The sequence below is a fragment of the Nocardia stercoris genome, assembly GCF_003696265.1.
GTDB classification, from domain to species: domain Bacteria; phylum Actinomycetota; class Actinomycetes; order Mycobacteriales; family Mycobacteriaceae; genus Nocardia; species Nocardia stercoris.
Map to the genome: position 1 here is coordinate 59928 of NZ_RFFH01000011.1, position 13497 is coordinate 73424.

Below are 13497 nucleotides of genomic sequence, written 5' to 3' on the forward strand. Positions count from 1 at the left end.
TCTATCCCTCCTCACCGGCCGGGCCGTGCCCGCCGGCCTGTGTGTTCAGACTGGCATGCCCGCCACTGGATCCGTAACCACCGGCACCGCGGGCGGTGTCGTCGAGCGCCTCGACCTCGACGAAGTCGACCAGTTCCACTCGCTGCACCAGCAACTGCGCGATGCGGTCACCGCGCCGCAGTTCGATCGGCGTGCGCGGATCGTGGTTGATCAAGCAGACCTTGATCTCGCCGCGGTAGCCCGCGTCGACCGTGCCGGGGGTGTTGACCACCGACAGACCGGCCTTGGCCGCCAGCCCCGACCGCGGATGGATCAGCCCGACCGTGCCCATCGGTAGCGCCACGGCGATGCCGGTGCCGACCAGAACCCGCTCGCCGGGCTCGATCACCACATCTTCGGTCGTGCACAGATCGACGCCCGCATCACCGGGATGCGCCCGGGTGGGCACTGGGACACCGGGATCGAGCCGCAACAGGGGTACGGGAAGTCCGCTCACGTCCAGCCAGCCTACGCGCTTTCCACAGCCCTCTTCACCGGGCACGCTCCCCAGCCACCGACCCGACCTGAGGTGGCGAACGGTAAGTCCGGCTCAGCCGAATTCAGCCAGCCTACGCGCTTTCTACAGCCCTCTTCACCGGGCTCGCTCGGAGCGAAACAGCCGGTGTTCTAGGCTTGGGGCGTGTCCGAGCAGCCCCACCCGGTGAGTCCGTCGGCGACTTCACCCGCTACGTCCACTCCGCTGTACTCCGAACGGCTGTGGGTGCCGCTGTGGTGGTGGCCGATCGGTCTGGGGATCGCGGCGCTGCTCGCCTACGAGGTCACGATGGGGATCCCGGCGCTGCCGCAGTGGCTTCCGTATCTGCTGTTGCTGCCGGTGCCGGTGTGGGCGCTGTACTGGCTGAGCCGCCATCGCCTCGAGGTGCGTCCGGACACGGACGGAACGGCGGAATTGCGCGTGGACGCGGCCCACCTGGCGGTAACGTACGTGGCCAGGGCCGCGGCGGTACCGGCGAGCGCCAAGAGCGCAGCACTGGGACGCCAGCTCGACCCGGCCGCCTTCGTCCAGCATCGGCCGTGGGTGGGGCCCATGGTCGCGCTGGTTCTGGACGACCCGGACGACCCGGCGCCCTACTGGCTGGTCAGTACCCGCCATCCGGACCGGGTGCTGGCAGCGTTGAACCTGCCTGCACAGAACTGAACCCGCGCAGCCCCGAATCCGCCCGCGCGGGACCGCCCGGTCGGTTACCGCCGGGCATCGCGCGCACCGGCGCCACCGCCGGTGGTTCGCGCTCTGGCGTGCTGTCGGCACAGCCGTGATCCTGCCTGCGACGTCGGCGCCGCAGGCAGGTTCGGGCAGCTATCGGATCAGGCGGCGCAGTCCATGCAGATCAGCTGCCCGCCCGCCTCGCTGGCGAGGCGGCTGCGGTGGTGTACCAGGAAGCAGCTGGTGCAGGTGAACTCGTCGGCCTGCTTCGGGATCACCCGGACCGAGAGCACTTCCTCGGACAGGTCCGCGCCGGGCAGCTCGAACGACTCCGCGGTGTCGGATTCGTCGATGTCCACGACAGCGGACGCGGCCTCGTTGCGACGAGCCTTCAGCTCCTCCAGCGAGTCCTCCGACACCTCGTCGGTCTCGCTGCGCCGCGGTGCGTCATAGTCGGTTGCCATGTCGTCTTCCCCTCGTCCTTACTCCGTATATCCCGGACCGGCGCCGCCGTCGGTCTCCTGTCGGAGGCCGGTTCGGCCGCTGCCGCCCCGCCGTGGTGTACATCACCTGCACACCGGTCGCCGTCCCGTCCGGATCTGTGGATCCGTATGAGGATCGCGCTCGGTCAACGCAGGACACGCCTACGTTGTTCCCGCCCGGAGCCACCAATTTCCGCCGCGGTGGTTCGTATCGGCCGCCAGACAATAGCGGACACCGGGGGAAAATTCGCAATCAAAACCCAGATACGCCGAATCTGAGGGGCAATCGTCACACCCAGCTACCTTCCAGCATGACACCGCCGCCGAGTGGCCGGCGAATCGTTACCACTACGCGACCTGCCCCGAAATCCCGCCGAATCCGGCGCCACGCCGAGACGAACACGCGATGCCGGAGCGAACCGGTCGCGGGCCGAACCCCTATGGTGTCGGTGTGGTTTCACTGATCACGGAAGGCAGCGCCTCCGACGCCCAAGGGCGGCCGTTCCCCCGCCGCCGCCATCAGCCCTGGGTCGCCGTGGTGGCCGTTCTGTTCCTGATCTGCGCGGTGGTGTGGATCAAGGCGTTCACCACCACCGAGCGCAGTCACGCGGCACCGTCGTGTGCCGCGCCCACCGCGCCCGCCAACCCGACCGCGGCGCCGCCGGCCCCGCTGGGCCAACGCGTCTCGAACTCGCGGCTGCATGATGTGGAGCCGGCCGCGCTGTCGCAGTCGAAGGTCCGGGTGTTCAACGCGTCCGGCAAGTCGGGGCTGGCCGAGCAGATCGCGACCCGGCTGCGCGACTACGGTTTCGCGAGCCCGCCGCCGCCCATGTTCGCCAACGACCCGGTGTATGTGAACAACGACCTGGAGTGCGTCGGCCAGATCCGCTATGGCGTCGACGGCCGGCCCGCGGCCGCCGCGGCCCAGCTCATCGCGCCCTGCGCCGAGCTGATCGAGGACGGGCGCACCGACGACACCGTGGACCTGGCCCTGGGTTCGCTGTTCGGCAACGACCTGCGGCCGGGCAACGACGCCGAAGAGGTGCTCAAGGCGTTGAAGAACGCGCCGCCCAACGGCGCCTCGATCGACTCCACGCTGCTCGCCGCCGCCCGCAACGGCAACTGCTGACGGTCAGTCCACGGGGATCGGCTCGGTGACCCCGAGCCGGTCGAAGAGCTCGAACAGCTCGTCGGCGATACCGGGTGCCACCGCCGCCACCAGCTCGCCGGGCTGCGCGCCGGAATCGGCGGCGGGCAGCCGGAGCCGGGCACCGGCCTCGGCCGCGATCAGGGCGCCGGCCGCCCAGTCCCACGTGTTGAGCCCGTGCTCGAAAGTGGCGTCCACCTGCCCGGATGCCACCATGCACAGGTCGAGGGCCGCGGAACCCACCCGTCGGATGTCGCGCACCCGCGGCAGCAGTTCACCGATCAGGCGGCCCTGCCGGGCCCGCCGTTCGGTCCGGTAGGCGAAGCCGGTGGACACCAGCGCCATGGCGACCGAGGTGACCGGCGTACAGCGCAGCGGTACCGGTTCGGCACCCGGTGCCACGCTGACCGCGCCCGCACCGAGCCCCGCGTGGTAGACGATCCCGCGCGCCACGTCGGCGACCGCGCCGGCCAGCGGCTGCCCGTCGCGCATCGCCGCCACCGACACCGCGTAGGCGGGCAGCCCGTAGAGGAAGTTCACCGTCCCGTCGATGGGGTCGACGACCCACACCACCTCGCCGGGCCCGCCGATCGATCCCCCGCCCTCCTCACCGAGCACCTGCTCGCCGGGACGTTCCGCGCCGATCAGGCGGCGGACCAGATCCTCGGTCTCGGTGTCCACCACTGTCACGGGGTCGGTCGGCGTGCTCTTGGCCTGGACCGCGGTGGCCGGGGCGCGGTCCGGCCCGAACACCTCGGGCCGGCGTAGCCGCACGTGCGCGGCCGCGGTCTCGGCGAGATGGACGGCGACACGCCGCAATTCGGCGATGGTGGCGGGGTCGCCGGGCGTGGCGGCCCCGGCTGGCCGGGACACGGAAGCGGAAGAATTCGATGCGGGCACGACCTCCATCGGAACACAGAACCGTGACGCCGCGCATTAGGCTTGTCGCGCACGACACAGAGCAGCGTCGTCGCGCACTCACCACACCAGCGCCAGGGGACGTGCCGTGCTCGCGCAGCACCGGGCACGCCGCAACAAGGAGTCGCCAATGTCCGCGGAAGGGCTCGCATTCGGGATCGACATCGGAGGGAGCGGCGTGAAAGGCGCCGCGGTCGACCTCGCGACCGGCGCGCTCGCCACGGACCGGATCAAGATCGCTACACCGCAACCGGCCACACCCAACGCGATCGCGGAGACCGTCGCCACGCTCGTGGAGAAGGCCCAGTGGACCGGCCCGGTGGGTCTCACCATGCCGAGCGTGATCGTCAACGGCCTGGTCCGCACCGCGGCCAATCTCGACCCCAGCTGGATCGACACCGATGCCGTCCAGTTGTTCTCGCTCGCGCTCGGCGGCCGCCCGGTGGCGGTGCTCAACGACGCCGACGCCGCCGGACTCGCCGAATGCGCCTACGGCGCGGCCCGCGGGATCGAGGGCGTGACCTTGTTGCTGACCTTCGGCACGGGAATCGGCTCGGCGCTGCTCAACAACGGTAGGCTGGTGCCCAACACCGAACTGGGGCATCTCGAGGTCGACGGCAAGGAAGCCGAGCATCGCGCCGCCTCCTCGGTGAAGGAACGAAAAAACCTGTCTTACAAGGACTGGGCCGCACAGGTGACACGCGTTCTGGTCGCATACGAGAATTTGTTCTGGCCGTCGGTGTTCATCGTCGGCGGCGGAATCAGCCGCGAATCCGAGCACTGGATCCCGCTGCTGGGCAACCGAACTCCCGTCGTGCCCGCCACATTGCGCAATACGGCGGGCATCGTGGGAGCCGCTATGACAGCACATAACGGCATCGCGCCGTAAGCACCCTGCGACGATCGTTACAATGGTCATCGAACCCGGCGGTGAGCCGGAACCGACCCCGGCACGAGAGCCGGGATACCCCCGACAGAAACCGCTCCGCCGGATGTGATCACTCTGGCGTGACGCCGCACGAGACCGTCACGAAAGGGCGTACGTGGTAGCCACGAATACCCGACAGACCGCCGACCCGGCCGACGAGGCCGACGCCGCGGACACTCCCGCACGCCCCGCCAAGAAGGCTGCGGTCAAGAAGGCGCCGGCCAAGAAGGCCGCCGCCAAGAAGACCGCGGCCAAGAAAACGGCGGCCAAGGCACCGGCCAAGAAGGCCGCCGCCAAGAAGACACCGGCGAAGAAAGCCACCGCCGGTGCCGCCGACCCCGACGGCCCCGCTGACGAGGTCGTCGACGACGAGGCCCTCGACCTCGACGACCTCGAACTGGACGACGAGGACCTCACCGCGGACCTGGTCGAGGAGGAAGACGCCGTCGAGGAGGCGGAGGAGCCCGAGGAGGCCGAGGCCACCGACGAGGCCGCGGACGAGCCGAGCGCCAAGGACAAGGCCTCCGGCGACTTCGTCTGGGACGAGGAGGAGTCCGAGGCGCTGCGGCAGGCCCGCAAGGACGCCGAGCTCACCGCCTCCGCCGACTCGGTTCGGGCCTACCTCAAGCAGATCGGTAAGGTCGCGCTGCTCAACGCCGAGGAGGAGGTCGAGCTCGCCAAGCGGATCGAGGCCGGCCTCTATGCCACGGAGAAGCTGCGCGAGTTCGCCGAGAAGGGCGAGAAGCTGCCCGTGCAGAGCCGCCGCGACCTGCAGTGGATCATGCGCGACGGCAACCGCGCCAAGAACCACCTGCTCGAGGCGAACCTGCGTCTGGTGGTGTCGCTGGCCAAGCGCTACACCGGTCGCGGCATGGCGTTCCTGGACCTGATCCAGGAAGGCAACCTGGGTCTGATCCGCGCGGTCGAGAAGTTCGACTACACCAAGGGCTACAAGTTCTCCACGTACGCCACCTGGTGGATCCGGCAGGCCATCACCCGCGCCATGGCCGACCAGGCCCGCACCATCCGCATCCCGGTGCACATGGTCGAGGTCATCAACAAGTTGGGCCGGATCCAGCGTGAGCTGCTGCAGGACCTGGGCCGCGAGCCCACGCCCGAGGAGCTCGCCAAGGAAATGGACATCACCCCGGAGAAGGTGCTGGAGATCCAGCAGTACGCCCGGGAGCCCATTTCGCTGGACCAGACCATCGGCGACGAGGGCGACAGCCAGCTCGGTGACTTCATCGAGGACTCCGAGGCGGTCGTCGCGGTCGACGCGGTGAGTTTCACGCTGCTGCAGGACCAGTTGCAGTCGGTGCTGGAGACGCTGTCCGAGCGGGAGGCGGGCGTGGTCCGGCTGCGCTTCGGCCTCACCGACGGCCAGCCGCGCACGCTGGACGAGATCGGCCAGGTGTACGGCGTGACCCGCGAGCGGATCCGCCAGATCGAGTCCAAGACGATGAGCAAGCTGCGGCATCCCAGCCGTTCGCAGGTGCTGCGCGACTACCTGGACTGAGCTCCCGAACACGCTTCGGCCCGGACATCACCCGTGATGTCCGGGCCGTTTCGGTGTTGCGGGACCTCTTCATAATCTGAAACAGACGTAACGTACTTCCCGACTCGGCAGATTCACTCCTCGAACGACCTCGAGTGGTCGCTGTCCCACAGATCGTCGGGGGGAGCCCGCGTGCTGCATATCCATCAGATCTCCTACGGCTGGGAGGGTCTGGTCGTCCCGTACCTGATCTCGGTACTCGGGTCCTATCTGGGGCTGCAGTGCGCGGTGCGTGCGCGCACGACCGAACGCCCGCGCACCTGGACCGCGGCCGCCGCACTGGCGATCGGTGGCGGTGGCGTGTGGACCACCCATTTCGTCGCGATGCTCGGGTTCGCCATCGACGGCACCTCGATCCGGTACGACGTGCCGATCACGTTGCTCACCGCGATCGCCGCGGTCGCGGTGGTGTGGGTGGCGCTGCTGATCGTGCAGGCCGACGATGCCGCGTGGCGGCTGCCGGCCGCCGGGTTGCTGACCGGTTCGGGCGTCACCGCCATGCACTACTTCGGTATGTACGCGATGAACACCGACGCCCAAATCCGGTACTCTTGGCCACTTGTGGGGCTGTCGGTGATCATCGCGATGATCGCCGCCACCGCCGCACTGTGGTTCACGCTCAACGTGCGGGGCGTACCCGCGGCACTCGGCGCCGCCCTCATCATGGGTGTCGCGGTGTGCGGCATGCATTACACCGGCATGTACGCCATCAGTGCCCAGCATCTGGCCGACGCCCGTAATCCGAGCGGCGCGGACGCCCTTGACCTACTCGCGCCACTCATGCAGTGTGCAAGTGCCGTCACACTAGTGTTGCTCATCTACGTCGGTCTCACCGACGCGGACGAGTTGCGTCGGACGCATCGTTCCGAACCCTCGGCGAAGACCCCGGACTCGCACCCCGGTGGATCGGATGCTATTTTCTAGCAACGCTTTACCCTCTGGAGTTACCCCATGCTCGAAATCCATCACTTCACCTACGGATGGGTGACCCCAGTCATCGCATACATCATGTCGGTTACCGGATCGTTGCTCGGATTGCAGTGCGCCGCCCGAGCCCGAGCCACCGAAAAGCGGGCGGGCTGGCTCGTGGCGGCGGCGGTCGCGATCGGCGGAACCGGTATCTGGGTCATGCATTTCATCGCCATGCTCGGGTTCTCGATCGACGGCGCGACGATCCGCTACGACGTCCCGCTCACCCTGTTCAGTGCCGTGCTCTCGATGTTCGTTGTGTGGCTGGGCATTTCGACGGTGATGAACGATCCGAAGTCGTGGTGGCGGTTGCTCGCCGGTGGCGCGATCACCGGCAGCGGCGTCGCGATCATGCACTACTCGGGCATGTACGCCATGAAAACTGATGCGAGCGTGGGTTATTCGGTCGGCATCGTCACCGTGTCCGCGATCATCGCCGTGGTGGCCGCGACCGTGGCGCTGTGGTTCACGCTCAATGTGAAGGGCATGCCCGCCACCGTCGGCGCCGCGCTGATCATGGGTGTCGCGGTCTGCGGCATGCACTACACCGGCATGTCGGCGATGAGCGCGCACCGCATGGACGACCCGCCGCTGCCGCACGGTGCCGGTGCTATGCAGTTGCTGGCGCCGCTGATGCTGATCGTCAGCACCGTGACCATCGTGCTGCTGATCTATGTGGGCCTCACCGACATCGAGGACGTGTCCGCGGCCAAGCAGCGCGCCGACGCGATCCGCGCCCGCGCCCAGGCCGCCAAGTCCGACCCGAAGGGCCCCGGCAACCTGCGGTAACCCCGCCGCCGCGACACCCGCCCGGTTCGGTGACTTTCCGGGCGGGCCAGCCCACACTGGATCGTCGTGGACCAGTTGGTGCTCGTCTTCGTGCTCGCCCTGGCGACGATCCTCGCGCAGCCGCTCGGACGGCGGACGGGGCTGCCGCCCGCCGTCCTGATGACCGTGCTCGGCATCGTCCTGGCGCTGATCCCGGCGGTCCCGAACATCGATCTGCGGCCGGAACTCATTCTGCCGCTGGTACTTCCGCCGCTGCTGTACGGCGCCGCCCGCCGCACCTCGTGGCAGCAGTTCGCCGCCAACAGCGGCGCGATCTTATTGCGGGCGGTGGGTCTGGTCGCCGCGACCGCGGCCGCGGTGGCCTTCGCCGCGCACGCGTGGTGGCCGGGTCTGCCGCTGGCGAGCGCTTTCGCGCTGGGCGCGGTGGTGGCCCCGCCGGATCCGGTGGCGGTCGGCGCGATCCTGGGCAAGCTCGGCCTGCCACGCCGGCTCACCGCGCTGCTGGACGGTGAGGGACTGTTCAACGACGTCACTGCCGTGGTCCTCTACGAGGTGGCGGTGGCCGCGGCGGTCACCGGCCACTTCTCGGCCTGGCACGCGCTCGCCGACTTCTCGGTGTCCGCGCTGGTGGCCGTAGCGGTGGGCCTGGTCCTGGGCTGGGCGGGCAGTGTTGTGGTCCGCCGGTTGGACGAGGCGATCTGGCAGGTCGGCTTCGGGCTGGTGCTGCCGTTCGCGGCGTACGGACTGGCCGACTCGTGGCACGGTTCCGGAGTGCTGGCGGTGCTGATCTGCGCGCTCTATCTCACCGACGCCGCAACCGATTTCAGCGATTCCGCGTACCGGATCGTAGGCGAGTCGGTGTGGGAGGTCATCGACATGATGGTCACCGGGCTGGCGTTCGGGATCATCGGCCTGGAGTTGAGCACCGTGCTGGCCGCCGCGGGCGAGCATTGGCCGCGCCTGCTCGGCGGCACGGCGGTGGTGGTCGCGGTGGTGGTCGGGCTGCGTCTGGTCTGGCTGATGGCGACCTACCTACTGCTGGGCGGCTATTGGCGGCGTCACGACACCGACGAGCCGTACACCTGGCGCGAGACGGTGGTGACCTGGTGGGCCGGCATCCGCGGGGTGGCGACTGTGGCTCTGGCCCTTGCGGTTCCGCTGGGCACCGACAGCGGCGAACCGTTCCCGGGCCGGGCCGAGGTGTTGTTCGCCGCCTTCGGGGTGGTGCTGTTCACGCTGTTGGTGCAGGGGCCCACGCTGGCCGTGGTGGTGCGGCTGACCGGGGTGCGGGCCGACACCGAGGCCGAGCGCGCGACGGAACTGCGGTTGTGGACCAGGATCCTGCGGGCCGAACTGGACCGGCTCGACGAGATCACCGCGGAGCAGAACCTGCCGCCGGAGGTCTACCGGAAGGTGCGGGCCGGGATCGAGCAGCGCCTGACCCGCGCGGATCCCGATGCGGCGGAACAGGATGCGGACGCCGAACGGGATCGGCAGCGGGCGTTGCGGATTCGCGGTCGGCTGGCCGAGATCTCGCACAGCGTCCTGGAAGCCGGTCGCACCGAGGCGCTGCGGGCGCGCCGCGAGCCGGGTTTCCCGCCGCAGGTGGTGGACCGAGTCATGATGCGACTCGACCTGCGCCCCAACCTGTTCTGAGCCGGCACCGCGGCGAGCCCGGCACACCGAGTCGAGCATCGCGAGGAATTTGCCAGGGTCGCAACGATTGTCGCTTTCAACTGCCCAGGGGCCTCGACAGTTCTTTTTCGGCAGCCAGAACGCCATCGGGCGTTCGCACAGGTGCCGGACCTGCGACATCCGCTGTTCCTGCGCCCCAGCAATTTTCCCTCAAACGCATGCGGGAAATTTACTGCCTGCGGTTATCTGAGTATCGTCCGGCTGTACCACCCACCCTCGGCCACGGATCCGCTACCGCGATCCGCGTCCGGCAGCCGGGCGGCAGAGCAGAGACAACTCCCCAGGAGTCCGCATGCTGGAAATCGACCAATTCACCTACGGCTGGGTGACACCCGCACTCGCGTACCTGATGTCGGTGGTCGGATCACTACTCTCGCTACGCTGCATGGTCCGCGCCCGCCAAAGCAGCGGTCACGGCTGGCTCACCACGGCCGCAGTCGCGTTGGGCGGCACCGGAATCTGGGTGATGCACTTCATCGCGATGCTCGGATTCTCGGTGCGGCACGCCACCATTCGCTACAACGTGCCCATCACGCTGATCAGCGCGCTCATCGCGATCGTCGTGGTGTGGGTCGGGCTGTCGATCGTGGTGCGCGGCCACGGCGGCCCGGTCGCGCTGGCCATCGGCGGCGCGATCACCGGATTCGGGGTCGGAGCCATGCACTACGCGGGCATGTACGCCATGCGGACCGACGCCACCGTGGAATACGACCCGTGGATCGTCACCCTGTCCATCCTGATCGCCGTCGTCGCGGCCACCGCCGCCCTGTGGTTCACCATGCACGTGCAGGGCCTGCTCGCCACGATCGGCGCCGCGCTGATCATGGGTGTCGCGGTCTGCGGCATGCACTACACCGCCATGTACGCCATGCACGCCAAGGCCGCCCAACATCTGCACGCCCCGGTCGGCGCCCAGGCCGGCCAGCTGCTCACCCCGCTGATCATCGGCGTCAGCATGGTGACGATGCTGTTGCTGCTACAGGTCGGGATCAGCGACGTCGACGAACCCGACCTGTCCCGGATCGCCGGCCAGCACGCGAGTCGCTACTGGCCCAGCTGATTCCGGCGGGCAGACTGTCGGAGTGTCGTTCCTGCTGCGCCACTACCGGTCACCGTGGGATCGCACGATCGATCCCACGGGCATCCCGGCCGCTGTCGCGCGGTGGTGGCGGCAACCGCACCGGACGGTCCGCTTCGTCGAGCTGATCCGCGCCTTCTACGGCCGGGCACCGGGCAGCTGCGCGTACGCGTTCACCGTCTTCGTCACCTGGTGGACGCTGCGGGGCATCAGCCCGACCGCGGCACACCGGCTGATCCTGTCCGCGTCCACGAATCTGCACAATATGCGCCAGGATCCGGTCCAGGTTCTGGTCGCGTCCGCGTTCTGGACCGAGGGTGGCTTCCCGTGGAGCGTTCTGGCCACCTGTCTCACCGTGATGGCGCTCGCGGAGGGCTGGCTGGGCACCGTGCGCTGGATCACGGCCTTCGCGGTCGGGCACATTGGCGCGACACTGGCGGTGGCGACCGGCCTGGCCTTCGCCGAGCATCGGGGGCTGCTGCCGGTGCGGGCGACTGTGGTATCCGATGTCGGTGCGTCCTACGGCTTTTCGGCGGTGTTCGCGGTGCTGACCTTCCATCTGGGCGGCCGGTTGCGGGTGCTGTGGGCGAGCGGGCTGCTCGCCTGGGCGGTGCACGGGGTGTGGCACGGGCAGACCTTCGCCGATTACGGCCACCTGACCGCGGTGCTGCTCGGTTTCTGCTGGGGCGCGCTGGCGGTGGCCGGTTCGCATCGGCTCGAGCGTGCCCGCGACCGGGCCGTGGTCTGACGAGCGACGGTCAGGGCGCTACGGGCGCGGTGAATCGGCCGTCCGGGCCGGGCCGGTAGGCGGTGACCGCGATGACGGCCGGTACCGGCAGCGGCCCGTACAGGTGCGGGAACAGCATCGCGTCCGGGTCACCGGGCACGCCGGGTTCCCAGCGGACCGGCGCGGTGAGCCCGGCGGGGTCGATCCAGAGCAGCACCAGATCGGCGCGACCGGCGTAGAGCCGGTTCGCCGGCAGCGCGACCTGCTCGGGCGCGGACAGGTGGATGAACCCGGTCGTGGAGAGGTCGGCGGTGCGGTACTCCCCCGTCGCGGCCGCCGCGGCCCACTCGGCGTCGGTGCAGATGTGCAGCAGACGGGTGTCCCGCGATGCGTCCGGTTCGGTGCCCATGCGGCCCAGGTTACCGACACGGTGACGGGAACCACAGTCGGCGGAGATCCGCACGCCGTAATGGTCATGTGACCACCGGAAACGGTCGGGATGACCACAAGCCGGGTGTGAGTGTCGGTCCCGCCGGGTAATCTTCGGATAGACAACTGGATCGGCCTGTTTTAGGAAATGCGTCTCGGAGTTTCCCGACCGCCTGCACACGGCCCGCGCAGTAGCCACGAGCCTCGGGCAGGCACCCTGCCAGGCATGTTCGCGCTCAGCGAAATGCCTGGTCATGTTAGGGAAAACACAAAGAAACATTCCCGGGAACAAAGCCCCCGTCCCGAACGTCTGACAGAGTAGTCAATACCACTGCTGGGAAGTAGCGGATGCGAGCCCGCGGTAGGGACCGCGGGCCCCACACCCAGGCAAACGGTGTTCCACGCCGGGAGCCAGGACGGAGGAGTCATGCCAGGAACCCTGACTAGCACCCCACTGACTGCGGTCGACCGTTGCGACCGCTGCGGTGCGGCGGCACGGGTACGTGCCACCCTGCCCGCAGGTGGAGAGTTGCTCTTCTGCCAGCATCACGCCAATGAGCACATGGATCGCTTGCGCGAGCTCGAAGCCGTGATCGATACGGAGTCGGCACCGGCGCTGTAATCCAGCTCCTGAGTCCTTCGTCCGAACCAGACAAATGAATACCCCGACGGGCGGCCCGGTAAACGGACCGCCCGTCGGCGTGTGTGCTCACCCGCGGCCGAGGCCGGCCGTCAGGCCGGCCACCAGGGACCGCAGCCCGTACTCGAAGTCGCCGTCCGGGTCGGCCGGCGCCTGATAGATCTCCCCCACCGCCGCGCCGACCCGGTCCGCCAGCGGGAACCGGCCGGCGGGCACCACCCGGCCGAGCAGCGGGCCGAACAGTTCCCACCAGCGCGCGTCGGGCATCTCCGCGATCGCGCGCCGCCGGGCCACCGCCGTGCGGGCGTTCCCGGCGGCGAATTCCGACAGCACCGCGATGGTCCGGTCCATCTCCAGATCGGACAGCCCGGCACCTTCCAGGGCCGCGAGTTGTCGCTCGTAGCGGCCCATTCGGCCCGGACCGAGCACCTGTCGCCAGGGCGGCACCTCCAGCAGCCACGGGTGCGCGAGCAGTTCGGCGCGGATCCCAGCGGCGATGGCCCGCATCCGCTCGGGCAGCGGCAGGGCGGGGTCGATCGGCTCGTCCGCCGCCGCGACCGCGTCGACCATGAGCACGATCAGGGCGTCGCGGCTCGGGACGTAGGTGTACAGGCTCATGGGCCGGACCCCGAGTTCGGCGGCGACCGACCGGATGGACACCCCGTGGTAGCCGTCGCGGGCGGCCACTGCGAGACCGGCGGCCACCACCTCGTCCACGCTCAGGTGCTGTTTGGGTCCGCGCGCACCGGTGCGCGGGGGCAGGTCGTGCCGCCACAGCAGTCGCAGGAGCTTCTCCGACTGCGCTACCTGCCCGTCGTCCGCGGTCATCACACACCTCCCGATTTTTCAGTACAGTGTACGTTATTCACGTAACTACGTACACCGTACGCCTATGGGAGGGATCGCGCTGCCCACCACCCAAGCCACCTACCTGCC

The 13497-nt window shown here is 69.0% G+C and carries 15 protein-coding genes; 10 read left to right on the forward strand and 5 right to left on the reverse strand.

From position 1 onward, the window contains the following. Window position 1: 1 nt before the first annotated feature. Window positions 2-502: a dUTP diphosphatase gene (dut, locus tag EBN03_RS22860; protein ID WP_407671223.1), complete on the reverse strand. Its 501-nt coding sequence runs from the start codon at window positions 500-502 to the stop codon at window positions 2-4. Between the two features lie 177 nt (window positions 503-679). Between dut and EBN03_RS22865 the strand changes: the two genes are divergently transcribed. Next, entirely contained in the window at window positions 680-1198 is a 519-nt protein-coding gene (locus EBN03_RS22865) for a DUF3093 domain-containing protein (protein WP_122190151.1), read from the forward strand. A gap of 167 nt (window positions 1199-1365) precedes the next feature. On the opposite strand, the gene EBN03_RS22870 is transcribed toward EBN03_RS22865, so the two are convergent. Then, a complete protein-coding gene (locus tag EBN03_RS22870; RefSeq protein ID WP_122190152.1) occupies window positions 1366-1668 on the reverse strand; it encodes a DUF4193 domain-containing protein in 303 nt (100 codons plus the stop codon). Window positions 1669-2137: 469 nt separating this feature from the next. Here EBN03_RS22870 and cei point away from each other — a divergent pair, with 469 nt between their 5' ends. Next, window positions 2138-2815 (forward strand): envelope integrity protein Cei, encoded by a 678-nt coding sequence (cei, locus tag EBN03_RS22875; RefSeq protein WP_122190283.1) that lies wholly within the window; start codon window positions 2138-2140, stop codon window positions 2813-2815. A gap of 3 nt (window positions 2816-2818) precedes the next feature. On the opposite strand, the gene EBN03_RS22880 is transcribed toward cei, so the two are convergent. Then, the gene (locus EBN03_RS22880; RefSeq protein ID WP_122190153.1) at window positions 2819-3742 is read right to left on the reverse strand and encodes an inositol monophosphatase family protein; all 924 of its coding nucleotides are present in this window, start codon (window positions 3740-3742) and stop codon (window positions 2819-2821) included. Window positions 3743-3881: 139 nt separating this feature from the next. Between EBN03_RS22880 and ppgK the strand changes: the two genes are divergently transcribed. From ppgK to EBN03_RS22915, 7 genes are all read left to right on the forward strand, one after another. Further along, window positions 3882-4640, forward strand: a complete 759-nt coding sequence (ppgK, locus tag EBN03_RS22885; protein ID WP_122190154.1) for a polyphosphate--glucose phosphotransferase — start codon at window positions 3882-3884, stop codon at window positions 4638-4640. Between the two features lie 154 nt (window positions 4641-4794). Beyond that, on the forward strand, window positions 4795-6195 hold the full coding sequence (locus tag EBN03_RS22890; RefSeq protein ID WP_122190155.1) for an RNA polymerase sigma factor: 1401 nt from the start codon (window positions 4795-4797) through the stop codon (window positions 6193-6195). A 171-nt stretch (window positions 6196-6366) separates the two neighbouring features. Then, window positions 6367-7158: an MHYT domain-containing protein gene (locus EBN03_RS22895; RefSeq protein WP_122190156.1), complete on the forward strand. Its 792-nt coding sequence runs from the start codon at window positions 6367-6369 to the stop codon at window positions 7156-7158. Between the two features lie 27 nt (window positions 7159-7185). Next, window positions 7186-7992, forward strand: a complete 807-nt coding sequence (locus EBN03_RS22900) for an MHYT domain-containing protein (protein WP_122190157.1) — start codon at window positions 7186-7188, stop codon at window positions 7990-7992. Window positions 7993-8058: 66 nt separating this feature from the next. Continuing rightward, on the forward strand, window positions 8059-9648 hold the full coding sequence (locus tag EBN03_RS22905; RefSeq protein WP_199742928.1) for a Na+/H+ antiporter: 1590 nt from the start codon (window positions 8059-8061) through the stop codon (window positions 9646-9648). A gap of 331 nt (window positions 9649-9979) precedes the next feature. Then, complete coding sequence (locus EBN03_RS22910; protein ID WP_122190159.1) at window positions 9980-10747, forward strand: MHYT domain-containing protein; 768 nt, start codon at window positions 9980-9982, stop codon at window positions 10745-10747. 22 nt (window positions 10748-10769) lie between these two features. After that, window positions 10770-11513, forward strand: a complete 744-nt coding sequence (locus tag EBN03_RS22915) for a rhomboid-like protein (protein WP_122190160.1) — start codon at window positions 10770-10772, stop codon at window positions 11511-11513. Between the two features lie 10 nt (window positions 11514-11523). Here EBN03_RS22915 and EBN03_RS22920 read toward each other — a convergent pair whose 3' ends face one another. After that, window positions 11524-11901 carry a DUF952 domain-containing protein gene (locus EBN03_RS22920; protein WP_122190161.1) on the reverse strand — a complete coding sequence of 126 codons (378 nt, stop codon included), beginning with the start codon at window positions 11899-11901 and terminating at the stop codon, window positions 11524-11526. A gap of 447 nt (window positions 11902-12348) precedes the next feature. Between EBN03_RS22920 and EBN03_RS35200 the strand changes: the two genes are divergently transcribed. Further along, complete coding sequence (locus tag EBN03_RS35200; RefSeq protein WP_033087939.1) at window positions 12349-12543, forward strand: DUF7455 domain-containing protein; 195 nt, start codon at window positions 12349-12351, stop codon at window positions 12541-12543. An 87-nt stretch (window positions 12544-12630) separates the two neighbouring features. On the opposite strand, the gene EBN03_RS22930 is transcribed toward EBN03_RS35200, so the two are convergent. Beyond that, window positions 12631-13389, reverse strand: a complete 759-nt coding sequence (locus tag EBN03_RS22930; protein ID WP_122190162.1) for a TetR/AcrR family transcriptional regulator C-terminal domain-containing protein — start codon at window positions 13387-13389, stop codon at window positions 12631-12633. Window positions 13390-13497: the final 108 nt, after the last annotated feature.